This is a genomic window from Klebsiella sp. CN_Kp066 (genome assembly GCF_040065135.1).
GTDB lineage: Bacteria > Pseudomonadota > Gammaproteobacteria > Enterobacterales > Enterobacteriaceae > Klebsiella > Klebsiella oxytoca.
Genome location: NZ_JBEAIU010000044.1, coordinates 1 through 23,061, shown reverse-complemented (window position 1 = coordinate 23,061; position 23,061 = coordinate 1). Strand labels below are relative to the sequence as shown.

20 protein-coding genes and 1 pseudogene are annotated in these 23,061 nt (G+C 56.0%); 12 read left to right on the top strand and 9 right to left on the bottom strand.

From position 1 onward, the window contains the following. Positions 1 to 167 precede the first annotated feature (167 nt). The 7 genes from ABLV75_RS18300 (at position 168) to ABLV75_RS18270 (ending at position 9,209) form a co-directional block, all read left to right on the top strand. Entirely contained in the window at positions 168 to 1,688 is a 1,521-nt protein-coding gene (locus ABLV75_RS18300) for an aldehyde dehydrogenase family protein (RefSeq protein WP_004114686.1), read from the top strand. Between the two features lie 663 nt (positions 1,689 to 2,351). Next, a complete protein-coding gene (locus ABLV75_RS18295) occupies positions 2,352 to 2,948 on the top strand; it encodes a fimbrial protein (protein WP_004104732.1) in 597 nt (198 codons plus the stop codon). Between the two features lie 160 nt (positions 2,949 to 3,108). Next, positions 3,109 to 3,768, top strand: a complete 660-nt coding sequence (locus ABLV75_RS18290) for a molecular chaperone (protein ID WP_032692342.1) — start codon at positions 3,109 to 3,111, stop codon at positions 3,766 to 3,768. A gap of 25 nt (positions 3,769 to 3,793) precedes the next feature. After that, positions 3,794 to 6,337: a fimbria/pilus outer membrane usher protein gene (locus tag ABLV75_RS18285; protein ID WP_004104730.1), complete on the top strand. Its 2,544-nt coding sequence runs from the start codon at positions 3,794 to 3,796 to the stop codon at positions 6,335 to 6,337. Positions 6,338 to 6,355: 18 nt separating this feature from the next. Beyond that, a complete protein-coding gene (locus ABLV75_RS18280) occupies positions 6,356 to 7,450 on the top strand; it encodes a fimbrial protein (protein ID WP_004104729.1) in 1,095 nt (364 codons plus the stop codon). 154 nt (positions 7,451 to 7,604) lie between these two features. Beyond that, positions 7,605 to 8,399 (top strand): CatB-related O-acetyltransferase, encoded by a 795-nt coding sequence (locus tag ABLV75_RS18275; RefSeq protein ID WP_004104728.1) that lies wholly within the window; start codon positions 7,605 to 7,607, stop codon positions 8,397 to 8,399. Positions 8,400 to 8,435: 36 nt separating this feature from the next. Next, complete coding sequence (locus tag ABLV75_RS18270) at positions 8,436 to 9,209, top strand: transporter substrate-binding domain-containing protein (protein ID WP_004104727.1); 774 nt, start codon at positions 8,436 to 8,438, stop codon at positions 9,207 to 9,209. 15 nt (positions 9,210 to 9,224) lie between these two features. On the opposite strand, the gene ABLV75_RS18265 is transcribed toward ABLV75_RS18270, so the two are convergent. Continuing rightward, positions 9,225 to 10,169 (bottom strand): LysR substrate-binding domain-containing protein, encoded by a 945-nt coding sequence (locus tag ABLV75_RS18265; RefSeq protein WP_004104726.1) that lies wholly within the window; start codon positions 10,167 to 10,169, stop codon positions 9,225 to 9,227. Positions 10,170 to 10,314: 145 nt separating this feature from the next. Between ABLV75_RS18265 and ABLV75_RS18260 the strand changes: the two genes are divergently transcribed. Then, the gene (locus ABLV75_RS18260) at positions 10,315 to 11,091 is read left to right on the top strand and encodes an SDR family oxidoreductase (RefSeq protein ID WP_004104725.1); all 777 of its coding nucleotides are present in this window, start codon (positions 10,315 to 10,317) and stop codon (positions 11,089 to 11,091) included. 65 nt (positions 11,092 to 11,156) lie between these two features. Continuing rightward, positions 11,157 to 12,350 carry an MFS transporter gene (locus tag ABLV75_RS18255; protein WP_004104724.1) on the top strand — a complete coding sequence of 398 codons (1,194 nt, stop codon included), beginning with the start codon at positions 11,157 to 11,159 and terminating at the stop codon, positions 12,348 to 12,350. A 56-nt stretch (positions 12,351 to 12,406) separates the two neighbouring features. Here ABLV75_RS18255 and ABLV75_RS18250 read toward each other — a convergent pair whose 3' ends face one another. From ABLV75_RS18250 to speB, 8 genes are all read right to left on the bottom strand, one after another. Then, a complete protein-coding gene (locus tag ABLV75_RS18250; protein WP_004104723.1) occupies positions 12,407 to 13,201 on the bottom strand; it encodes an SDR family oxidoreductase in 795 nt (264 codons plus the stop codon). 74 nt (positions 13,202 to 13,275) lie between these two features. Further along, positions 13,276 to 14,208 (bottom strand): glyoxylate/hydroxypyruvate reductase A, encoded by a 933-nt coding sequence (locus tag ABLV75_RS18245; RefSeq protein ID WP_004104718.1) that lies wholly within the window; start codon positions 14,206 to 14,208, stop codon positions 13,276 to 13,278. Positions 14,209 to 14,213: 5 nt separating this feature from the next. Then, positions 14,214 to 14,942 carry a class II aldolase/adducin family protein gene (locus ABLV75_RS18240; protein WP_004104716.1) on the bottom strand — a complete coding sequence of 243 codons (729 nt, stop codon included), beginning with the start codon at positions 14,940 to 14,942 and terminating at the stop codon, positions 14,214 to 14,216. Positions 14,943 to 14,945: 3 nt separating this feature from the next. Then, positions 14,946 to 16,463, bottom strand: coding sequence for an amino acid ABC transporter permease/ATP-binding protein (locus ABLV75_RS18235; RefSeq protein ID WP_004104714.1), 1,518 nt, complete (start codon positions 16,461 to 16,463; stop codon positions 14,946 to 14,948). A 24-nt stretch (positions 16,464 to 16,487) separates the two neighbouring features. After that, complete coding sequence (locus ABLV75_RS18230; protein ID WP_004104712.1) at positions 16,488 to 17,291, bottom strand: ABC transporter substrate-binding protein; 804 nt, start codon at positions 17,289 to 17,291, stop codon at positions 16,488 to 16,490. Positions 17,292 to 17,300: 9 nt separating this feature from the next. Further along, positions 17,301 to 18,377, bottom strand: a complete 1,077-nt coding sequence (locus ABLV75_RS18225) for a 2-oxoglutarate and iron-dependent oxygenase domain-containing protein (RefSeq protein WP_004104710.1) — start codon at positions 18,375 to 18,377, stop codon at positions 17,301 to 17,303. A 12-nt stretch (positions 18,378 to 18,389) separates the two neighbouring features. After that, complete coding sequence (locus ABLV75_RS18220; RefSeq protein ID WP_016810054.1) at positions 18,390 to 19,238, bottom strand: TIM barrel protein; 849 nt, start codon at positions 19,236 to 19,238, stop codon at positions 18,390 to 18,392. Between the two features lie 10 nt (positions 19,239 to 19,248). Continuing rightward, positions 19,249 to 20,199 carry an agmatinase gene (gene speB / locus ABLV75_RS18215; RefSeq protein WP_024274595.1) on the bottom strand — a complete coding sequence of 317 codons (951 nt, stop codon included), beginning with the start codon at positions 20,197 to 20,199 and terminating at the stop codon, positions 19,249 to 19,251. Positions 20,200 to 20,314: 115 nt separating this feature from the next. Here speB and ABLV75_RS18210 point away from each other — a divergent pair, with 115 nt between their 5' ends. From ABLV75_RS18210 to ABLV75_RS18200, 3 genes and pseudogenes are all read left to right on the top strand, one after another. After that, positions 20,315 to 21,226: a LysR family transcriptional regulator gene (locus ABLV75_RS18210; RefSeq protein ID WP_020476661.1), complete on the top strand. Its 912-nt coding sequence runs from the start codon at positions 20,315 to 20,317 to the stop codon at positions 21,224 to 21,226. Between the two features lie 296 nt (positions 21,227 to 21,522). Then, complete coding sequence (locus ABLV75_RS18205; protein WP_004104699.1) at positions 21,523 to 21,927, top strand: hypothetical protein; 405 nt, start codon at positions 21,523 to 21,525, stop codon at positions 21,925 to 21,927. 215 nt (positions 21,928 to 22,142) lie between these two features. After that, positions 22,143 to 23,061: pseudogene (locus ABLV75_RS18200) on the top strand (cell envelope biogenesis protein TolA); the annotation flags it as partial.

The following is a 23,061-nucleotide window of genomic DNA, read 5'->3' as shown; positions in this document are numbered from 1 at the left end:
TTCAGTGCAACAGAAAGCGAGATTTATAGACTATCAATATGAAAAATAGAAATATTTTTGGTGGCGAAAAAGGTGGCACGCCCCCTGCAATGGTCTGAAGACGCAGCGAGCCGCCGGACAAAACTAATACGCCGCTGCGCTTCAACCCTACATGAAGGAGATTCGCGATGCGTTATGCACATCCTGGCACGCCGGGCGCTTTGGTTTCACTGAAGTCTGCTTACGGTAACTTTATTGATGGTAAATTTGTCGAGCCGATTGGCGGCGAATTCTTTATGAACACCTCCCCGGTCGACGGTAGCAACATTGGTCAGTTCCCGCGATCGGATGCCAAAGATATCGACTTCGCCCTGGATGCGGCGCATCGGGCCGCCGACGCCTGGGGCAAAACGTCGGCTCAGCAGCGCGCCAATCTGCTGCTGCAGGTTGCCGACCGTATTGAGGCCAACCTCGAGTATCTGGCGGTGGCGGAGAGCTGGGATAACGGCAAACCGATCCGCGAAACGCTCAACGCCGACCTGCCGCTGGCGGTCGATCACTTCCGCTACTTCGCCGGCTGCCTGCGCGCGCAGGAAGGGAGCACGGCGGAGATTGATGAAACGACGGTGGCTTACCATTTCCATGAGCCTCTTGGCGTGGTCGGACAAATTATCCCGTGGAACTTTCCGCTGTTAATGGCCGCCTGGAAACTGGCGCCGGCGCTGGCGGCAGGTAACTGCGTGGTACTAAAACCGGCGGAGCAGACGCCGCTAAGCATCACGCTGCTGCTGGAGATTATTGGCGATCTGTTCCCGGCGGGCGTCCTTAACGTGGTTCAGGGTTTTGGCAAGGAGGCGGGCGAAGCGCTGGCCACCAGTAAACGCATTGCCAAAATCGCCTTTACCGGCTCGACGCCGGTTGGCCGCCATATTATGGCCTGCGCGGCGGAAAACATTATCCCTTGCACCGTTGAGCTGGGCGGTAAATCGCCGAACATCTACTTTGCCGACGTGATGGAGGGGGAAGAAGAGTATATCGAGAAGGCGGTGGAAGGCCTGGTGCTGGGCTTCTTTAACCAAGGGGAGGTTTGTACCTGCCCGTCCCGCGCGCTGATTCAGGAGTCTATTTACGAACCCTTTATGGCGCGGGTCATGGACAAAGTGGCGCAAATTCGCCGCGGCGACCCCTTTGACACCGGTACGATGATCGGCGCGCAGGCGTCACGTCAGCAGTTCGATAAAATACTCTCGTATATCAAGATCGCTCGCGATGAAGGCGGTACCATCCTGACCGGCGGCGAACGCGCCAGCATCTCTGCCGAACTGGATAACGGCTACTATATTCAGCCGACGCTGATTCAGGGACGCAACGATATGCGCAGCTTCCAGGAAGAGATTTTCGGCCCGGTGATTGGCGTGACCACCTTTAAGGATGAAGCTGAGGCGCTGTCTATCGCTAATCAGACCCAGTTCGGCCTTGGGGCTGGGGTGTGGACGAGGGATACCAATCTTGCCTATCGCATGGGGCGCGGCATAAAAGCCGGCCGGGTGTGGACCAACTGTTATCACATCTATCCTGCGCACGCCGCATTCGGCGGTTACAAACAGTCCGGCGTAGGGCGTGAAACGCATAAAATGGCCCTCAACGCATACCAGCAGACGAAAAACCTGCTGGTCAGCTACGGTACCGCGCCGCTGGGCCTGTTCTGATCGAAGCCTGCTATTTATTCATTTTTCAATACCGCCCGCAATCTTGTTTGATTGCGGGTTTTTATTCCATAAAAAAAGTACTGTTATTGCTTTTGCGTCCAGCCGCTTGCCGCTTAAAAAAGCTTCTTCCATATTGATTATTAATAATTACTCACGTGATTATTGATTATTCGTTTACGAAAATAAGATTGAACGCAACCTAAGATTAATCCTAATATTTAATAAATGCCGCGCGTGCTCACGGATTTATTGCCGCAAAATAGCGGCTAAATTCGTTGCGTTTGTTAAATTGTGCAATCCAATGTTGCGATTTGATGTTATTGTATCGTGATTTTTGGTTGCGTTAATTAACAAAAAGCGCAATGTCTTTAATATTATTTTTATATGTGAAATAAAACAGCATTTCATTAACATAACAAAATATTGCGATTTGTAATGGGTAGGGATAGTATTTATTTGTTCCCTGAATAAATGGTTAGTCAATTTCGCTAAAAGCACTTTTTATTTTATTACGCATGATCAATTGAGCGGCACGGGTTTTTTCCTGATGGCCTGCGGACGGAACGCCAATACTATTAACATGGAGGATCTGTATGCAGATTTGCGCGGCCTTAAGCCTTAGCGCGGAATCTGTAAAAATATAAGTTAGAGATGAGATAAATAATGAAAAAGCAATTTCGTATTATGGCAATGTTTGTCGGTGCTCTGGTGTCTGGCAGCGCATTATCCACGCCTTCACAGCCGGCCAGTTCGGCAATGACCGTGAATCCCGGCTCGAATGCGGGCACGCAAGGAACGGGCGGTCAGGTGGAATTTACCGGCTCTATTACCGACTCCTCCTGTAATGTTGATAGCACCAGCGCGAATCAAAGCGTCGATCTGGGAAAATGGGCGAGCAGCTATTTTACCGGCACGGGTTCAGAAACCACCAAAACCTCCTTTCATATCAAAGTCAAAGATTGTCCTTCCACCGTCACCACCGTCTCGGTGCTGTTTGACGGTACCCGCGATAGCAACAATAGCGATCTACTGGCGATTAACGGTACCGCAAAAGGGGTAGCGATTAAGCTGTATGAAGATGACAAATCGACGCCGGTTGAGCTTGGCGACGTTTCTCGCGGCCATAGCGTTACCGCCGGTGCCAGCGGCACCACTACCGGAACCGCCGATCTCGAATTCTTTGCTGACTATGTCTCGACCAGTGCGGTTACCGCGGGTTCTGCCAACGGTACAGCTAACTTCAATATGGTTTACAACTAATAAAATAAAAGCGGGTAACGCTACGGTTATTAAAGCTTGCCCGGGCCGGGCAAGGCGTTAGCTTCTGCCTGGCTGAAAGACGGGCGCCCTGGTTTATCCATATTTATTATCAGGCTTTGTTACTGATACCCGCTTTTATTATTCCCGGACGGTAATGATTATGAAACGAACGATCGCCGCGCTAGCCTTGTTAATATTATCCACCGCGGCCCACGCCGGTATTGTCATGGGAGGAACCCGGGTAATCTATCAGGAAGGGAAGCGAGAGGCCGCAATATCAGTTACTAATGCAGATAGCCATTCGCCTTATCTGGTGCAATCGTGGGTGGAAAATTATGCGGAGAATAATAAGAGCCGGGTGCCGTTTATCGTTACGCCGCCGTTATTCCGGCTCGATCCAGAACAGCAGAACGTGTTGCGTATTAATTTCATTGGCGCAACGCTGCCCGCGGATCGGGAATCGGTATTTTGGCTCAATGTAAAAAGTATTGCGCCAACGAAAAAAGATGAAGTGAATAAGCTACAGGTCAATATTAAATCAAAATTTAAAATCTTCTATCGCCCGAATGGCCTGACGGGTGACCCAGCCGATGCATGGCGCAAGCTGACATTTAAAATTGACGGCTCACGGCTGGTAGCACAAAACCCGACGCCCTATTTTGTTTCATTTTTTACCCTTTCGGTGGGCGGCAAGGAGATTACTGAACCCGGCATGATTGGACCCTTTAGCCAGCAAGAGTGGCCGATTCATCGCACCGGCATTATTAAGTGGCGCGCCATTAATGATTTCGGCGGGATGACGGATTTCGCGCAACAGTAATTTTGCTTCGTCTGGTCAGGATATTGTGAAAAATAACCCCTCTGGTATGACTTCCGGTTATACGGCGATCGCTGCGCCAACCGGCGGGATTTCATTATTAGCGACGGTGCCGACGGCGCTTTTCCTGCTTTGTCAAAGCGGCATCGCGCGGGCGGATGAGTACTTCGATCCGGCGGCCTTAGAATTTGCCAATCCGCAGCAAAAGACCGCTGACTTACGCTATTTTGCAAAATCAGGCGGCCAGCAGCCGGGGACTTATTCAGTCAGCATTTGGGTGAATAATCAGGAAATAACCCGGGGCGAGGTGACGTTTATCGACAGCAACGGCGCGCTGCAGCCGCAGTTAACCCCGGCGCAGCTGGCGGAATATGGCGTGAACGTCAGCGCTTTTTCTGCCTTTCAATCGCTGCATGAGGGGCAAGCGTTCACCCACATCGAGCGCTACATTCCTGATGCCAGTAGCCGTTTCGATTTTGCCGATCAGCGCCTGATCTTAAGCATTCCCCAGGCGGCCATGAACGTCCAGAGCCGCGGATACGTGGATCCAGCGCGCTGGGACGACGGTATCCCGGCGGCGTTTGTTAACTACAACCTGACCGGGTCGCAAACCCGGCAGCCGGATGACAATAGCCAATCCAGCTATCTGAACCTACGCAGCGGGGTTAACCTTGGGGCCTGGCGCCTGCGCAACGTATCGTCGATGGAGTACGATCGCACCCGGCGCTGGAATTCGCAGAGCACCTGGCTACAGCGCGATGTGAAATCCCTCAAAAGCCTGCTGCGAATGGGCGATACCTTTACGACCGGCGACGTTTTTGACAGCGTGCAGTTTCGCGGTATTCAGCTAATGTCCGATGATGAAATGCTGCCGGACAGCCAGCGCGGCTTCGCTCCAACGATCCGCGGGATGGCGCATAGTAATGCCAAGGTGACGATATCCCAGCATGGCTACGTGATCTATGAAACGTTCGTCTCGCCGGGGGCGTTTGCAATAAACGATCTCTATCCGACGGCGCAAAGCGGCGACCTCGAAGTCCAGGTGAAAGAGAGCGACGGTTCGGTGCGAACCTTTACGCAACCTTTTTCAGCCGTACCCTTTATGCTGCGCGAAGGGCGGGTTAAATACAACCTGAGCGCCGGGCGCTTCCGTTCAGCGCAGCGCCAGGGGCAGTCGCCGACGTTTTTACAGGGCACGCTGTTTTATGGGCTACCGGCTGAATTCACGCTCTACGGCGGTAGCCAGCTGGCGCAGGATTACCAGGCGTGGGCGCTTGGCGTCGGGCGCGGTTTGGGCGAACTGGGGTCGATCGGAGGCGATGCGACGTGGGCAAACACCACAGCGCCGTCGGGAAAGCGCTCGGCAGGTCATTCGGTGCGCGTGCAGTATCAGAAGGATTTTGCCGGCACGGGGACTTCATTCAGTCTCGCCAGCTATCGCTACTCCTCCAGCGGCTACTATGACTTCAGCGAAGCGAATACGCTTGAAAGCCGCAACGGGCTGCTCGACAACAAGCGCAGCCGCGAAGAAATATCGCTTTCTCAGGCCTTTGGCGGTATCAGCAGCCTGGCGATATCCGCCTGGTCGCAGGAGTACTGGCACAGTCATAGCCGCGATGAAACGCTGCATCTCGGATTTTACAGCGCCTGGCGAGGCGTGACGTGGGGCGTGGGTTATTACTACACCCAATCATCCGATCGACAAAAAGCCGATCGTTCGTGGTCCTTTAATCTGAGCGTTCCGCTTTTCGGCCCGCTATCCGAGAGCGCGATCAGCTACAGCACGACCTCCGACAATAGCGGACGTACTTCGCAGCAGGCGTCGCTGTTCGGTTCGCTTCCACATCATCCCAATCTCTACTACTCCCTCCAGCAGGGCTACGTTAACGGCGGCCAGGGCAGTAACAGCAGCGCCGCACTGGATTACCACGGCGGCTACGGAACCGCGCAGCTCGGCTATCGCCACGATAGCGCCAGTCAGCAGCTTACCTGGGGCGCATCGGGCTCCGTTGTCGCCCATCCTCATGGCGTGACGCTCGGGCAGACCGTCGGCGAAAGCTTTGCCATCGTGCGCGCGCCGGGCGCTGCTGAGGTGGCGATTCAGAACGGCAGCAATGTGCATACCGACTGGCGAGGCTATGCGGTGGTGCCTTCGCTGACGGCCTATCGCAAAAATACCATTACGCTTGATACCGAATCGCTGGCCGACGATGCCGATGTCGAACTTGAAGGACAGACGGTGATCCCCGGCGGCGGGGCGGTGGTGCAGGCGAACTACCAGACCCATATCGGCAGCCGCGTGCTGTTTACCCTCAGCGATAGTCACGGGCCGCTGCCGTTCGGCGCCAGCGTTCGCTTGCGGAAAGCTGAAGACGATCCTGGCGGGGCCCCGGGCGGCATGGTGGCCGATGGCGGGCAGGTCTATCTGAGCGGCATTCCGCAGGAAGGGACGCTGGATGTTGCCTGGAATGCCGACAACATCTCACGGAGATGCGCGCTGCATTTCCATCTTACCGATACCGTACAGCAGAGGCAGAGTCCGGTTAAAACCGTCTCTGGCTTCTGCCAGTAGGTCTGCACAGAGGTGATTTTGCGCATAGTATCGTTTTTATTCCTGCTGATAGCGGGCATCTATAGCCACAGCGGCTGGGCGGAAACCTGCAAAGGGGATATCGGCCAGATGACCGTTAACGTCCAGAATATCAAGTACCTGCCCACGCTGCCGCTGAATACGCAGATGACCGGCGTGATGGCGGATAACGGCAGCGGGATTCATTTCTCCTGCGATCTTCAGGTGCCGAAAGCGGCGGCAAAGCGTCTGGTTTATCGGCAGCTAAAAACGGCCTCATCGCCGCTTTCCATCGGCGGTCAGCACGTGTTCCCCTCGGCGCTGGAGGGTATCGGATACTCACTGGGCTTCCAGTGCAGCGGCGGCGCGGTTCGCTTTATTGATGGCAGCCACGCGGCTGATAATGCGGAATCCGTGACGGTGTGTGACAGCCAGGAGATGGCTAACCTGCTGAACCAGCAGCAGATTGTGGTGAAAGTCTTTGTGACGTTTTATAAGACCGGGGACGTCGCCCTGGTCAGCGGTAACCACGCTAACGTTCCGGCGCAGCCGCAGATTGGCGAACTGACGATCCAGCAGCAGGCCGACAGCCGCGCCGGTTTTGTCGCCAGCTCGCCGGTCACGCTCGATATGGCGGCGCTGAACGTCGATATCGGCAGCAGCGGTAGCTGTCAGGTTTCAACCACGAATATTCACGTTAGCCTGGGGACGGTGAATAAAGCGGAGTTCAAGGGTAAAAGCACCACCGGCGGCAGCGCGAAAAGCTTCTCCATACCGGTCTTTTGCTCCACGCCAACCGATATCCGCATAGGCTTTTTTGGCGTCACCTCACCAGGCGGCGGTACGGATACCCTCGCGTTAAGCAAAGCCAACGCCTCTGCGAGCGGGGTGGGCGTCAGGCTCACGTACGGCAATAACAGCGCCCCGGCGCCTGCGGCAGGGACCAGCGTCAAAATCAACGAGGCCAGCAATCTCCCGGTGCTAAAGCGGGTTAACGCCAGCAGCGCCGGCAGCGCGGAGAATATCAACTTCAACGCCCAGTACGTTCAGACCGATGATGCGGTGACCGCCGGCACCGCCAATAGCATGGTGACCTTTGCGCTGGAGTATAACTGACGATCGCAGGCGATTACGGCCCAACGCTTTCGCGTTGTAGCTCACAAAAAAGAGATGTCATAGGGATTTTTCGCGCGGCGAGCGGATCGGTACGCTATCAATGATCGAGAGATGAAGCGGCTGACCGGAAATACTTTGGTGCGGGAAATCGATCATGAAAATCACCTTTGGGGAGCTTAAACCCCTGTTGCAGGCGCAGCGAATTTTTGTCGGCGGGCAGAAGCTGGTCTGCGCCCACGCCTTTTACCGTGACGATCTGCCGATCGAGATACCGGAAAATTTAACCACCGAGGCGTATACCACCTACTGGGGGCGCTGCGGCGAACGGCTGGCCTCATTGGGCGCTTTTAGCTATACGCGAACCCTGCTGCCGGCGCTGATTAAAGTGGGGCGCTACACATCGATTGCCGACCGGTTACAGGTACTTGGCGATCGGCATCCCCTGGAGTGGGCCAGCGCCAGCCCGGTTTTTTATGCCCATCACTCCGGCGTGATGGCGACGCTGGCTGCCGATAGCGGCAGGCCCAACCAGTTTTACCCTTTTGAAAAAACTCCCCGACCGATAACCATCGGCAACGATGTCTGGATTGGCCAGAACGTCACTCTGGCGCAGGGCATTACTATTGGCGATGGCGCAGTTGTCGCCGCCAACGCGCTGGTGGTCAAAGATGTCGCGCCTTACGCCATTGTCGGCGGTAACCCGGCGAAAGTTATCCGCATGCGCTTTAGCGAGGCGATTATCGAGCAGCTGCTGGCGCTACGGTGGTGGCGTTTTTCCGCCCAGGATATTGCCGGCTGTCCGGTTAATCAGGTTGAGCGCTTTTGCGAGCAGCTCGCCGGGCAAGCGGCCGACGGAACGATCTCGCGTTTTTCGCCGCCGGTATTGACGGCATCCATGATTAAAGATTTTATGAACGATAAACAGAATCCGCTGCGCAGCGCAGGATAATCATAAAACGGTTCACATTTGAACAAGGATATAAAGATGAAGTTGAAGTCAGGTATTGCTTTCGTCATCGCTGCTGTCGCCTTCGGCGCCCAGGCGCGCGACATGAACAGCATTCAACAAAGCGGCGAACTTAAAGTCGGCGTACCGGGAGATTACGCGCCGCTGGCGTTTCATAATAAAGCCGGAGAACTGCTGGGATACGATGTTGATATGGCGAAGGATCTCGGCAAGCGGCTTGGGCTAAAGGTAAGCTTTGTGCCGACCAGCTGGCCAACGCTCTCTGCGGACCTGAAAGCGGATAAGTTTGATATTGCTATGGGCGGGGTGACGGAAACTGCGGCCCGGGCGAAGGAATTCGCCTTAAGCCAGCCGGTCGTGCCGAACGGCAAAATTGCGCTGGCTAACTGCGCGGCGGCGCCCGCTCTCGGCAGCCTGGAAAAAATCGACCAGCCAAACGTGAAGGTGGTAGTGAACCCGGGCGGCACCAATCAAAGCTTTGTGGATGAACATCTCAAGCAGGCGCAGATTATTCGTGTGAAAAATAACGTGGATAACCTTGAAGCGCTGCGGCAGAAAACGGCGGATATGATGGTAACCGACCTGATCGAAGGCGTGTATTACCAAAGCAATGAACCGGGCGTGTTTTGCGTGGCCAATGAGCAACCCTTCCCGGGCACCGCCAGCTTCAAAGTCTATATGATGAATAAAGATAACCCGCAGCTGCTGGAAAAGGTAAATCAGTGGCTGGATAGCCAGGACAAAAATGTGCTCAAACAGAAGTGGCGCATCCATGACCAGGTCAACCCATAAAACAACAAAGGTTTTCTATGGCGGGGTCAGCGGCAGAAAATCAGCGTTCCCGCTCTCCGCCAGCACATCGTGAAGCAGCCAGTCATGAAATACCTTCACTTCCGGGCGCATGGCCGCATGCCGGGGCGTCACGATATAGTAGGACCAGCTGAGGGGCCAGCGGTAGGCCGGATGTAGCTGAACGAGCTGACCGGTGGCGAGAAGCTGTTTTACCAGCGCCCGGCGGACAATGGCGACGCCGCGCCCGCTGAGCGCGGCCAGAATGACCGCCGACGTTGAGTTGATATGCAGCCCGCTATCGCGCGCCGCTGGGGCCTGAGCGGCCTGCAGAACCTCCTCCCAGGAAGGAAAACGGGCTCCCGGGTGCGGCGTATCATCGTGGATCAGCTTTTGCTGTGCCAGCCAGTCGCCGCAGGCGGATTTGCCCGCTGGAACGATCAGCGGGCTGCACACCAGCACTGCTTCTTCATCCATTAGCCAGGTTTTATCCACACCGGGCCAGTCGCCGCGACCGCAGCGGATGCCTAAATCCGCTTCGCCGTGGGCAACATCCATCAGCTTTTCCGTAACGTTGAGGCGCAGGTCGATGTTTTCATAGGCTTCGGAAAAGCGGTTTAACCGCTCCATCAGCCAGTTCATCATCAGCACCTGTGAGGCGGTGATCACTACCACGGAACGCGCCCGGCGACCGCGAAGTTTATTCAGCCCGCTTTCCAGCTTATCCAGCCCCTGAGTAATATCCTGCAGCGCCTCCTGCGCCTCGTTCACCAGAGTGAGACGCTCTTTACCGCTGCGGGTGCGGTGCAGCAGCGGATGGCCAACCCAATCCTCCAGCGCCCTAACCAGTTGCCCGACGGCGGCAGGCGTCACGCCCAGCTCTCGGGCCGCGCCGGTAAAGCTGCCGTGGCGGGCGGCGGCTTCAAAAGCGTGAAGCCATTTCAGTCGGTTAAGCGAGCGCATGCTGAATATCCATCAATGAATTTTGGCATGAGTATAATCCATCAAGATAGATTTTCTTTATTGTGACGCGATTTCTTCTCATTCGTCAGCGCGGCTCTGCAAAGGCATGCTTAGGTCATCCAAATCAAGCATAAAGAGGTTAATGATGAACACAGCGTTTGCCGGTAAAAAATTGTTAGTGGTTGGCGGAACCAGCGGTATGGGGCTGGCAACGGCCAGACGGGTTGTTGAACAGGGCGGTCAGGTCGTGCTGGTGGGCAATCGCCAGCAGAAGGCTGAGCAGGCCCGTCAGGCGCTGGCGGCTGAGGGTAACGTGGAGATCATCGTCGCTGACCTGATGAGCGAAGCGGGTATGGCGCGGGTTATGGAGAGCATCAACGCGAAACATCAGGATATCAGCCTGCTGGTTAACGCCGCTGGCGTTTTCTTCCCGAAGCCGTTCATCGAACATGAAATGGCCGATTACGATCGGTATATGAATCTCAACCGCGCGACCTTTTTTATCACCCGCGACGTGGTGCGCAATATGCTGGCCAATAATATCAAAGGCTCAATTGTGAATATTGGATCGATGTGGGCGCAGCAGGCGATTGGCGCAACGCCGTCGTCAGCCTACTCAATGGCAAAAGCGGGTCTGCATGCGTTGACCAAAAATCTGGCAATTGAGCTGGGCAGCAGCGGGATTCGCGTCAATGCGGTATCTCCGGCGGTAGTGCATACACCGATATATGAAGCCTTTCTACCTGAAGATGCTGTGAAGGATGTGATGAGTAGCTTCGACGGCTTCCATCCTATTGGCCGCGTCGGTACGCCTGACGATATCGCGCAAACCGTAGCGTTTCTGCTTAGCGATAGCACCCGCTGGGTGACCGGCGCGGTATGGGATATTGATGGCGGCGTGATGGCTGGTCGAAATGCCTGATTACGTTCATTATGTCATCCTGGGCGTTGGCATAACGAAAAATGAATTCAGGATAATGAAAATCTATGAGCGCTGAAATGACGTTGCCCGTCAGGCAGCAAAACCAGAATATTGTTCGCCTGGCGACGGCGCAGGCGCTGGCTGGGGCAAACTCGGTGGTGTTCTACGCTACCGGGGCGATTGTTGGCAACGCCATCGCGCCCTCTCCAACCCTGGCCACGCTGCCGATTACCATTTTTGTGCTGGGCATGGCGGCCTGTATTTTGCCGTTTGGCGCGCTGGCCAGAAGGCGCGGACGCAAAACGGTGTTTATGGTCGGGACCGGCGCCGGTATGTTGACGGGACTGCTGGCGGCGACGGCGGTGGTCATAAGTTCGTTCTGGCTATTCTGCATCGCGGCCTTTTTCGGCGGCGCCTATGCGGCGGTGGCGGTTTCCTTTCGCTTTGCCGCTACTGACGGCGTCAGCGGCGAACGGCGCGCGCGTGCGCTCTCCCTGGTGATGGGGGGCGGAGTGGCGGCAGGGGTCATCGGTCCGATGCTGGTGACCGGCACCATGAATCTTTGGCCGCCGCACACCTTTGCCATGACCTTTATTGCTCAGGGGCTGGTGGCAGCGGTATCGGCGTGGGTATTACTGGGAGTAAAAACCGCCGAACCGGCGGCGCAGGCGAAGTCCGGCGGGCGTCCGCTGGGCGAAATTGTGCGCCAGCCCGGGTTTTCCCGAACGGTATTTAGCGGCGCAATCGCCTACATGGTAATGAACTTCCTGATGACCGCCGCACCGCTTTCCATGCATATGCACGGCCTGTCGCAGCAGGCGTCGAATCTGGGTATCCAGTGGCACGTAATCGCCATGTACGGCCCCGGATTTTTCACCGGCAAATTGATCGCTCGTTTCGGCGCCCGGCGTATTAACGCTGCCGGGTTGATTCTGCTGGCGCTCTCGGTGATGGTTGGCCTGGCCGGTATTGATGTTATGCACTACTGGCTGTTGCTGATCCTGCTGGGCATCGGCTGGAATTTTGGTTTTACCGGCGCGTCGACGCAGATTATGGATTTCCACCGACCGGAAGAGAAAAACCAGGTGCAATCGCTGAACGATTTTATCGTTTTCGGCGTCATGATGATTGGCTCATTTTCCTCGGGCGCGTTGATGAACCTCTTCGGCTGGAACGCCGTATTGTGGGGATCGCTGGTCCCGGTTGTGGTTGCGCTGGCGCTGCTGCTGGTCGGCGAAAGGGCAGCGCGCAGGCGCTAACTTTGCTCAAGATAAACGCCTGCGCGCTGAACGTTTTGTTATCCGCGCGCAGCGCGTCAGACGATATCATCCACTACGCCGCCATCCACGCGCAGCGCCGCGCCTGACGTCGCCGAAGCCTGAGTCGAACAGACGTAAACCACCATACTGGCGACCTCTTCTACCGTGGCCGCGCGCTGAATCACCGAACTGGGGCGGTTTGCCATCACAAACTCTTTGGCCAACTGCTCCAGCGATTTGCCGGTTTTAGCGACTTCATCTTTCATCATCTCGGCAAAGCCATCCGAGAGGGTCGGTCCCGGCAGGACGCTGTTCACGGTGACGCCGCTGCCGGCAACATATTTCGCCAGCCCGCGGGCCAGCGATAGCTGAGCGGTTTTAGTGACCCCGTAGTGAATCATATCCGCCGGGATGTTGCGTGCCGATTCCGAAGCGATAAAAACCACCCGACCCCAGCCTTTCTGTACCATGGCCGGTAGCAGCGCGCGGGAAAGACGAACCCCGGACATCACGTTGGTTTGCCAGTATCTTTCCCAGGTTGCATCGTCGGTGGCATAGAAATCCTGCGGGCCATAAATACCCGCATTATTCACCAGTATGTCGACGCCGTTTACCGCTTGTATCAGCTGATTCACGCCTTCTGCGTCGCTCAGATCGGCTATCGCCGGTCGGGTCTTCGCGCCGGGAACCTCGCTCTGCAGGCGGGCAATGGCCGCATTCACGCTACGCTCGCTGCGGCCATTCACGATCGCTTCCGCGCCGCTTGCCGCCAGACCTTTGGCGATGGCGAAACCAATGCCGCCGGTGGAGGCGGTAACCAGTGCAACTTTCCCCGATAGATCAATATTCATGCTGCCAGCCTTATTTTTTATTGGACAGACCATTAAGCGTAGCAGCGGATATTATGCTTTTGACGTTTTCGGGCTTAATAACCACTCTGTTTGTTCACCCGGTTTTTCAGCGGCAGCGCCCGATGTAGCCGCTGGATGTTGTCCAGCAGCTGGCGGGCGATCGCCTCCGTCTGGGCGATGGAGGCCATATGCGGCGTAATTGCTACCTGCGGGTGTTGCCACAGCGGGTCTTCCTGGGGAAGAGGCTCGACGGGGAAGACGTCGAGCACCGCGCCGGATAACTTGCCGCTATCCAGCGCCCGGATCACGTCCTGGTTCACCATATGCTCGCCGCGGCCGCAGTTTATCAACGCCGCGCCGTTGGGGAGCCGATCCAGTAAAGGGTGGGCGAGGATACCTCGCGTCTGCTCGGTTAACGGCAGGACGTTGATAAGCACATCCAGCTGACCAAGAAATTCACCGGCCTGCGCGTCGCCGTGAAAGCAGCGCACGCCGGCAAGGGATTTCTCGCTACGCGCCCAGCCGGAAACCCGATACCCCATCCCGGCGAGCTGCGAGGCGATATAGCCGCCAATTTCACCGAGGCCCATGACGCCAACGTGGTAATCGGCCGCCGCGCGCTGCGGATACATCTTCCAGATGCGCTTGCGCTGGTGAGCCAGCGCCCGGTCAAAGCGGCGCTGAAACCACAGCACGCCCCACAGCGCGTATTCAAACATGCCGTGGCGAAAGTCATCGTCAACCACCCGGCAGAGCGGAACATCGCTGGCGAAAATGCTGGCCGGGAGATGATCGACGCCGGCGGACGCTGCCTGGATCAGCTTTAGCTGCGGCGATCGCGCCAGGATCTGCGGATCGGGAAACCAGCAGCAGGCGTATTGCGCCTCGCGAGCGGCGGGGTGGTCAGGCAGGACCGCTTTTGCCTGCGGAAATGGCGCGAAAGCGGCGCAAATCTCCTGGGCATATTGAGGATCGTTACAATCCACGACGATAGTGAACGGAGTCATAGGCGTTAACTCTTATAAGAAGTATCAAGACGGTCGAGGCGACGCAGCCACGCCTGCCACACCAGCTGGCGTTCATGTTCGACTCCCTTCAGCTGCTCGCAGGCGTGCTGGCTCAGGCGATCGGGGATCGTATGAATGGAGCCGAGCGAAGCCAGCTGCGCGGCGGCCATCTGGATTTCACAGGCGCGGTTCAGGTAATACATGATGTAAAACGCGTCGGCGACGGTGCGGCCGACCGACAGCAGGCCGTGGCTTTGCAGGATCAGGGCGATATTCTCGCCGAGCGAGCGCTGGATCCTCACGCGTTCATCGAGATCGAAGGCCACGCCTTCATAAGGATGATAACCGACGCGTTGATAAAACTCGGTGCTGATCTGGTTGAGCTGCAGCAGCCCTTCCGCACAGGCGGCGACTGCCATCCCCGGCAGCGTGTGGGTGTGGATCACGCAGTGGGCGTCTTCGCGAGCCATATGGACCGCGCTGTGGATTGTAAAGCCCGCCGAGTTTGCCGGTGCGCTGCCTTCGACGACTTTGCCCTGCATGTCGACCACGATTAAGTTGCTGGCCGTCACTTCATCAAACATCATGCCGAAGGGGTTAATCAAAAATCGCGGCTCGCCGTCGCCGGGCAGGCGAACGGAGAAGTGGGTATAGAGCGTGTCTTCCCAGCCGAACAGCGCCGCCAGACGATAGGCGCCCGCCAGCTGCTGGCGTAATTCCAGTTCAGTTGTCATTTATTACACTCCCATAAATTCACGAATGCGGGCCAGGGACGGTTCGGCGGCATCGCTGCGAATACGCTGCGGCGGCACATCGCTCTGCACGACGCCGTTTTCCATCATCACCACCCGATCAGAAATCGATAAGGCGAAGTCCATCTCGTGGGTCACGATCAGCATCGTCATGCCTTCACGGGCGAGGGACTGAATGACCTTGAGTACTTCGCCAACCAGCTCCGGGTCCAGCGCCGAGGTGGGTTCATCAAACAGCATGATGTCCGGTTTCAGCGCCAGGGCGCGGGCGATGGCCACGCGCTGCTGCTGACCGCCGGAGAGCTGGTACGGGTATTTTTCGGCGTGCGCCAGCAGACCGACGCGATCCAGCAGCCAGAGCGCCTGCTCTCTGGCAGCGGGGCGGTCAAGGAGCTTGTGATAGAGCGGGGCGAGCATCACGTTATCCAGCACCGTACGATGAGGAAAGAGGTTGAAGCCCTGAAAGACCATGCCGATGCGGCGCACGCCCGCGCGCATTTGCTGTTTATCGATAATGGAGGCGCCCTTCAGATAATCTTCGCCGTAAAGAATGATCTCGCCGCCATCAATGCTTTCCAGAGCGTTGATGGTACGGATCAGGGTGGTTTTGCCGGAGCCGGACGGGCCGATGATGCTGATCACCTCGCCGTTTTCTACTTTCAGGTCAATCCCCTTCAGGACGTGGTGCTGGCCCCAGGATTTTTCGATACCCTGCAAATCGAGCGCCGGCGGGTTGCCGCGGGCGGACTGCGCTTTTGTTGTCTGCACCGGCGGCTTCAGGTTTTGACGCAGGGTTTCGCATTCCGTTTCATTGAGCGTTTGCGGACGTTTGCGCTGAATATCCAGCAGGTTTTCCAGCGCCCGGAAGAGCCAGGTAAAGGCCGTGACCACCATGACGTAATAGACCGCGACCGCCAGCAGCGTCTCCATTACGAGAAAATTCTGCGCGTACAGGCGCTGGCCGGTCAGCAGCAGTTCCGGCAGCGAAATAACCGACAGAATCGAGCTGAGCTTAATGATAGTGATATATTCGTTGATCAGCGTGGGCAGGGAGATACGAAACGCCTGCGGAATAATAATTAAGCGCTGAATTCCGATAAAGCTAAAGCTTAAGGCATGCCCGGCTTCGCTTTGCCCTTTAGCGACCGAAAGCAGGCCGCCGCGATGGATTTCCGCCATATAAGCCGCTTCGGTCACCGTCATCGATACCAGCCCGGCGATAAACGGAATGCCGAGCAGCGGCTGGGTGGCCGGAAACAGCTGCGGCAGGTTATAGACAAAGACCAGCAGCACCATCAGCGGTACGCTGCGAAAAAACCAAATATAGAGTTCGACGGGAACCTTCAGCCAGCGCGGGCCGGAGAGCTTAGCGCAGGCTAAAAGAAAACCTAATATCAGGCCAATAAACCAGGACAATGAACTGACGACAATGACGGTAATGCACGCCTGCCAGAATGCCCCAACGCTAAATAATGAGAAAAAATATCCCCAATCGAACTCCATAGCGACTCCCGTTTAATTATTGTATTAATTGATGCTTTCTAAGCTGTATTTCTTGATGATGGCGTCATATTTGCCGTTGGCTTTAAGGGTGGCTAACGTTGATTTAATGGCCTCGGCCAGCTCGGTATTGCCTTTGGCGACGTAGATCCCCAGCGGCAGCGGATAGACCAGACGATTTGAGCTAATGGCCAGGCGGCCGCGGCTTTTCTCGACGATAATTTGCGCCGCCGGGGCGATTTCTAACTGGGCGTTGATATTTTTCGACAGCAGGGCCTGGGAGGCTTCCGGCGCGGTGGGGAACTCCTGAACGCTAATCGCCGGTTTACCCTTTTTCAGGCAGTACTCGTCGGAGTGTTTTTTGAGACTGGAAACCCAGGCGGTACCCGCCTGCAGACCGACCTTCACGCCGCACAGCTCATCTTCGGTTTTGGGCTGAATGGTGCTGTTTTTCAGGGCAATAATTGATGCGCCGGACAGGGCGTAAGGAATCGCATCCGCCTGCTTCTGACGCTCGGGAGTCACGTACATTCCGGAAATCACCGCATCGTATTTTTTACCGATACCTAAAATCAGGCTGGTGAATTTCGTGTCGATAAGCTGCGGTTTGGCTTTCAGCTGTTCGGCGATCAGCGCTGCAAATTCCGGGTCGATGCCGACGATATTATTATTGCTGTCGTAGGACTCAAACGGCGGATAGGTCACCTCCATCCCGACCTTAAATACGCCCTCGGTCAGCAGCTCTGCGGCCTGAGTCAGCGGTGAAAAACAAGCGGTGACGGCGATGGTCAAAGCCACACGGCGCGAGAGTTTTTTTAGCGTTCTTTTCATCATTTATCCTCACGGGTTATTAACGGTTTTTTGCTGGGCTTGTTTTTTCAGATGGCCAAAGGTGTTGGTGCCGCGGGCGCGTTCGGGGAGCTGGAGCTCGCCGCGGGTGACTTTCTCGCGCAGGTAGCGATAGGTCTGTAACGCCTGGCTCCACATATGTTCACCAATGCTCAGTTCTTGATACTCGCTGGCTTCGCCCGCCTTAAGGAAGCCCGGCAGCGGGCGGATCAGCGTGTGGTAGTCGCAGGCGAAAAACAGCGGGAAGGAGTAACGTTCCTGCGGCACTTTACGTACGCGGTGTGCTGTTGCAACAAATGTGCCAGCGCTCAGCACTTCCAGCATGTCGCCGATATTGATCACGAAAGCCTCTTCTCCGGTCGCGTTCTTCAGCGGTGGGGCGTCGATCCAGACGCTATCTTCGTTCAACACTTCAAGGCCCGGCTGGTCGGCGAGCAGCAGAGTGAAGCATTCATAGTCGGTATGTGCACCAATACCGGGAACATCTTCGGCGCTGGCGTCAAAGGGGTAGTGGATCAGGCGCAGCTTTGACGGTGGGCAGGTGACCATCGACCTGAAATAACCTTCCGGCAGGCCAAGCGCCAGAGCGAAGGCGTCAAACAGGCGATGTCCAAGGGAGAAGACCGCGTCATACCAGGCCAGTACCCGGGATTGAAATTCGGGTATATCCGGCCATTCGTTGGCGCCAATCAGCGGCGTGTTAGCCACGACCAACGGGTGGTCGTCGGCGGCCTGGAAGCCGATATCAAACGCCTCTTTGCGATCCGGCTTGCCGGAGCCGTAAATCTCTTCGCCTTCGGGAACGTAGCCCTTATGGCTTTTCGACTGTCCGATGTAGTACGCCATCTTGCGCTCCATCGGCAGGGCAAAAATCTCTTTCGCCGCCGCGCGGATGCCGGCAATCAGCTCGGGCGCAATGCCGTGTCCGGTGATGTAGAAAAAGCCGACCTCGCGGGCCGCCTGACCGATGGCGTCGGCCACCGCCTGGCGTCGGGTGAGATCGGCGCAGGTCAGGTCGCTGATGTCGATGGTCGGTAATTCAGTAAAAGAACTTTTTGCAGCGGTCATCTCTTCCGTTCCTTATGCAGTTAGCGAGGTGAATTCGACAAAATGTTGCTGTTCACGCCGGGCCATCCAGGCGTTCAGCGACCAGAGATCGGCGACCGGAACGTTGGTAAACGGCAGGTGATGCAGATAGCCATCGGGGCCAAACTCCGGGGTCAGCGTGGTGTGCTGGTAGCCGCGCCGGCGCTGCGATTGCCAGATTTGCTCCCAGAAGCGCTGTTGAAACCGCAGGGCCGCCTGATATTCCGGCGCGGCCGGGTGTGGCACCTGCGGCCCCTGGTCGTATCCGGCGCGGGCCTGAATATGGTGGACCCGTTCGATAAAGGCGCTGAAGTCATCGCAAGGGTCATCCAGCAGGCGTTCGCTGACCACGATCCAGTGGCTGATATCGGCGGTAAAGCGCAGCTGCGGCAGCTGTTGAATAATCTCCAGCGTCAGCCACGGGCTATACAGCGAGGTGGCGCGATGGGTTTCAAAGCTACAGAGCAGCTCATACTCGGCGGCCAGTTCATGCGCTCTGCCGAGAAAATCCACCTGCTGCGCCAGCGGCCAGCGGTCGTTACCGGCCAGTAGATTGACGAAGCGCGGATTAAGCGCTTTTGCCGCCGCAAAACGTTCTTTTAAGCGCTCCAGATGCTGCGCGGGCGTCTCGGCCTGGGCCGGAATGACGCCGCCGCCGCTGAAGACAATGGCGATATACTGAAGCGCGGACGCTTCGAGGCGCCGGGCCAGCGTTCGCTGCTCTTCTGTCGTCAGCGGCAGTCGCGCTTCGATGCCGCAGCAGCCGACGCTCTGGAGTTCGCTAACCGTTTGCTGCCACGGGGTGGTGACGCCCCACAGCGTGCGAAAGACGTTAAGCTGCATGGTTTTTCCTCTATGGATATTTCACGCCCGGGAGAACGCAGAGCATTTCATACAGCAGGTTGGCGGCCAGCTGGGACGTGTTGCCGCTGACGTCATAGGGGGGCGAGACCTCGACCAGGTCGCAGCCAATCAGGTTCAGACCGCGGCAGCCGCGCACAATTTCCAGCGCCTGAATTGACGTCAGGCCGCCTACTTCCGGGGTTCCGGTGCCGGGGGCCCAGATCGGATCGAGGCTATCGATATCAAAACTGAGATAAACCGGGCCATCTCCCATTTGTTGACGCACTTCGGCCATCAGCGGGGCCAGGGATTTGTGCCAGCACTGCTCCGCCTGAACCAGACGAAAGCCCCGATCGACGCCCCACTGGAAGTCGCCGGCGGCGTAGCCCTGCGCGCGCTGGCCAATCTGGACGACGCGTTTAAGATCAAGCAGCCCCTCTTCGACGGCGCGGCGGAAGGTGGTGCCGTGGGCAATCTTTTCGCCGAACATCTCATCGTTGGTATCGGTGTGGGCGTCGACGTGAATCAGACCTACCGGACCGTGCTTTTTGGTCAACGCGCGCAGAATCGGCAGGGTAATGGTGTGATCGCCTCCGAGCGTCAGGGGGATAAGCGGAAAACTATTTAAACCGGTGTAGTAATCCTCGATAATCTGCACCGATTTGAGCAGACTATAGGTGTTAATCGGTACGTCGCCGATATCCGCCACCGACAGTGAATCAAAAGGCGCGGCGCCGGTAGCCATGTTGTACGGGCGAATCATCACCGATTCGGTACGAATATAGCGCGGTCCGTAGCGCGTTCCGGAACGCTGCGAGGTCCCGATATCCAGAGGGATGCCGACAAATGCGGCATCAAGCCCCTGTAAATCCTCAATAAATGGCAGGCGCATCATCGTGGCGCGGCCGCCAAAACGCGGCATCTCATTGCCACCCTGCGGTTGATGAAAGACGTTATCCATTTCTGCTCCTGAATCTGATATTCAAAACTCAACAGCAGGGATAGTGCGCAAGATGTGCTGGACTTTAAATCGTCCGCCGCAAATACTTAGTTCATTTATCAGTGAACTAAACGCCATGCTTAACGACGCGACGCTAAACATTCGACAGCTCCAGGTTTTTGAGGCGGTGGCCCGCCTTGAGAGCTATGGCCGGGCCCAGCAGGAGCTGGGGATTTCCGTTTCCGCGATCAGCAACGCGATGTCGCAGCTGGAGGGCCAGCTGGGCTTTAGCCTGTGCCAGCGCGGACGCGGCGGCTTTGCGTTAACGGAGAAAGGGCAGCATTTTTTACAGCAGGCGATCCGCGTGCTGAGCGAACTGAACGAGCTGGAGCGCCAGTCGGCGCTGCTGAAAGGCGAGCATAGCGGCACGATTTGCATCTCAACGCTTGACTCCATCGAAACGGAAACCGCGCTGTCGCTGCCGGTGGTGCTGCGCAGCTTTAGCGATAAGTTTCCTAACGTACACATCAAGCTGATTATTCGCACCCCGGCGGAACAGCTGAACGGAGTACTGAATAACCATATCGATCTCGCCATCGGTAGCTACAATTCGCGGGTGCATAACATCATCAGCGAACCGCTCTACCGCGAGCAGCACTGGCTCTACTGCAGCGACCTGCATCCGATGTTCTTTAGTCGCCAGCTCGATAAAGATCTCATCAGCCAGTGTCCACTGGTGACGCGCAGCTACTGGAATACCAGCGATCTGCGGCGGCGCGGGTTCAGCAAGGGCAGCGCCACGGTTGAAACCGTCGATGCGCAGCTGCTGTTGATCCTGTCCGGGAAATACATCGGCTATCTTCCAGAACACTACGCCTGGCCGTGGATTAAAGAGAATCGCCTGCGCGTGCTGCTACCCAATGAGTTTGGCTTTCAATCTCCCTTCTCGGCGATCTGCAAGCGCGGGCGCAGCAATGAACCTTATCTCAAGGAGTTTCGCAATCTTCTGAAGAAGAATACCGTAGCCAGGCCGAAGTGGAGTGCATGAGTTTAGTAATGAATGAGAAACAGCTTATGCCTGATTTTATTGGGAAATAGACCGCTTAATATCAGGCATATAGCAGACGGCACATCATTAACTATATGTTATTAAGAAAAAAATCAGATAAAAATATCGCCTGGTTCCAGGATAATTCCCACTCTGCAATTGGTCAAGAAATAACCTTTTTATGTGTTTTTTCTGAATTACGAGTAAATCCAACCTGTAACGTTGTTTGTTAATTTTTTTTCTGCTGGAATCGAGAAATATATTTTTTGTGCACTATTTTTCTAATGGATGGGAAAATGATAAGAAATAGCTTATTGGCATTGGTGTGTATTTCTGTGGGTGTATTGCAGGGGTGTACTAATATTAAAAAAACAGATAGCGCACTAATAAAGAAAGATGTGAGTCAAACCGAACAGCCTGCACAAGTTCCTGCTTTACAGCAGTGTATCCAGGATGCGGATGCTTTAGTTAAGCTGGATAACAAGTTCCAGAAAGATTCAAGTGAACTCTATGGCTTAATTAACGACGCTAAGTTTTATGCCTCTGTTTCGGGGCAAACCTCAGCCAGCGTAAAATCAACCATTACCCCGCTTTTTGAATATAAGATAAATGATAAGTGTAATAGTATTTCTCAGAAATTAATCAAAGAGTTCGAAACCCGCGCCCGGAAAGCCGATCTTAAAGATGGGCTGACCAGATGATGAGCCTTAAGGGGAAACTGAAATTATACGATCTCAGAGGTCTTGCGATTGTATTTGCTCTCTCTACCCTTTTTGTCATGCTCCCTGCTCGTTCCGAGGGGGGAGACTTCCTTGATAATATCAAGAAACTTGAAATTAAGAATCCGCCGGCCTCAGGCGCCGCTAGCGCGGAGTCGGCCTCGTCTAAACTGAATAACGAGAGCCGTGATAAAAAAATGCCGCCGAAGCAGGATGGCGTCAGCAAAAGAATAAATCAGAGCAATAAAACGCAAAGTACGATTAACGCTCTGCGCAAACAGAATGCGGAGCTGAGCGCGGCAGCCAAAACGGCGGAGAAAAAACTCGCTGAAACAACGCGCGAACTGTCGGCGCAGATCGCCGCGCTGAAGGCACAGAGTAGCCAGGGTGTACAGAAAGAGAGTGGCGATCCTGCCGCGGTGAGCGCGCTGACTAAAAAGAACCTCGAACTGGCCGCCACTGCCGAAGCGGTGCAGCAAAAGCTGGATGAGACCACCCGCACGCTGTCGGCGCAGATTGCGGCGTTAAAGGCGCAGCGTGCACAGGACGAAAACGGGCATAAGAGTACTCTTGAAGCACTGCGCAAAAAGAACGCTGAACTGAACTCCGCTGCCGAAGCGGCGCAGAAAAAGCTGGATGATACGACCCGCACGCTGTCGGTGCAGATCGCCGCGTTGAAAACTCAGAAAGGGCAAAGTGAGAACGCTCAGAAATCAACGATAGACACGCTGATGGGCAAGAACCTTGAACTGAGCGCTGCCGCCGCAATGGCGCAGAAAAAGTTGGATGAGACCACTGGCACACTATCAGCGCAGATTGCCGCGCTGCAAAAGCAGAACGCCCAGGGCGAAAGCCAGCAGAAATCCGCGCTCGACGCGCTGAACAAAAAGAATGCTGAGCTGAGCGCCGCTGCCGAAGCGGCGCAGAAAAAGCTGGATGAGACCACCCGCACGCTGTCGGCGCAGATTGCCGCGCTGCAAAAGCAGAACGCCCAGGATAAAAGCCAGCAGAAATCCGCGCTCGACGCGCTGAACAAAAAGAATGGCGAGCTGAGCGCCGCAGCCGAAGCGGCGCAGAAAAAGCTGGATGAGACCACCCGCACGCTGTCGGCGCAGA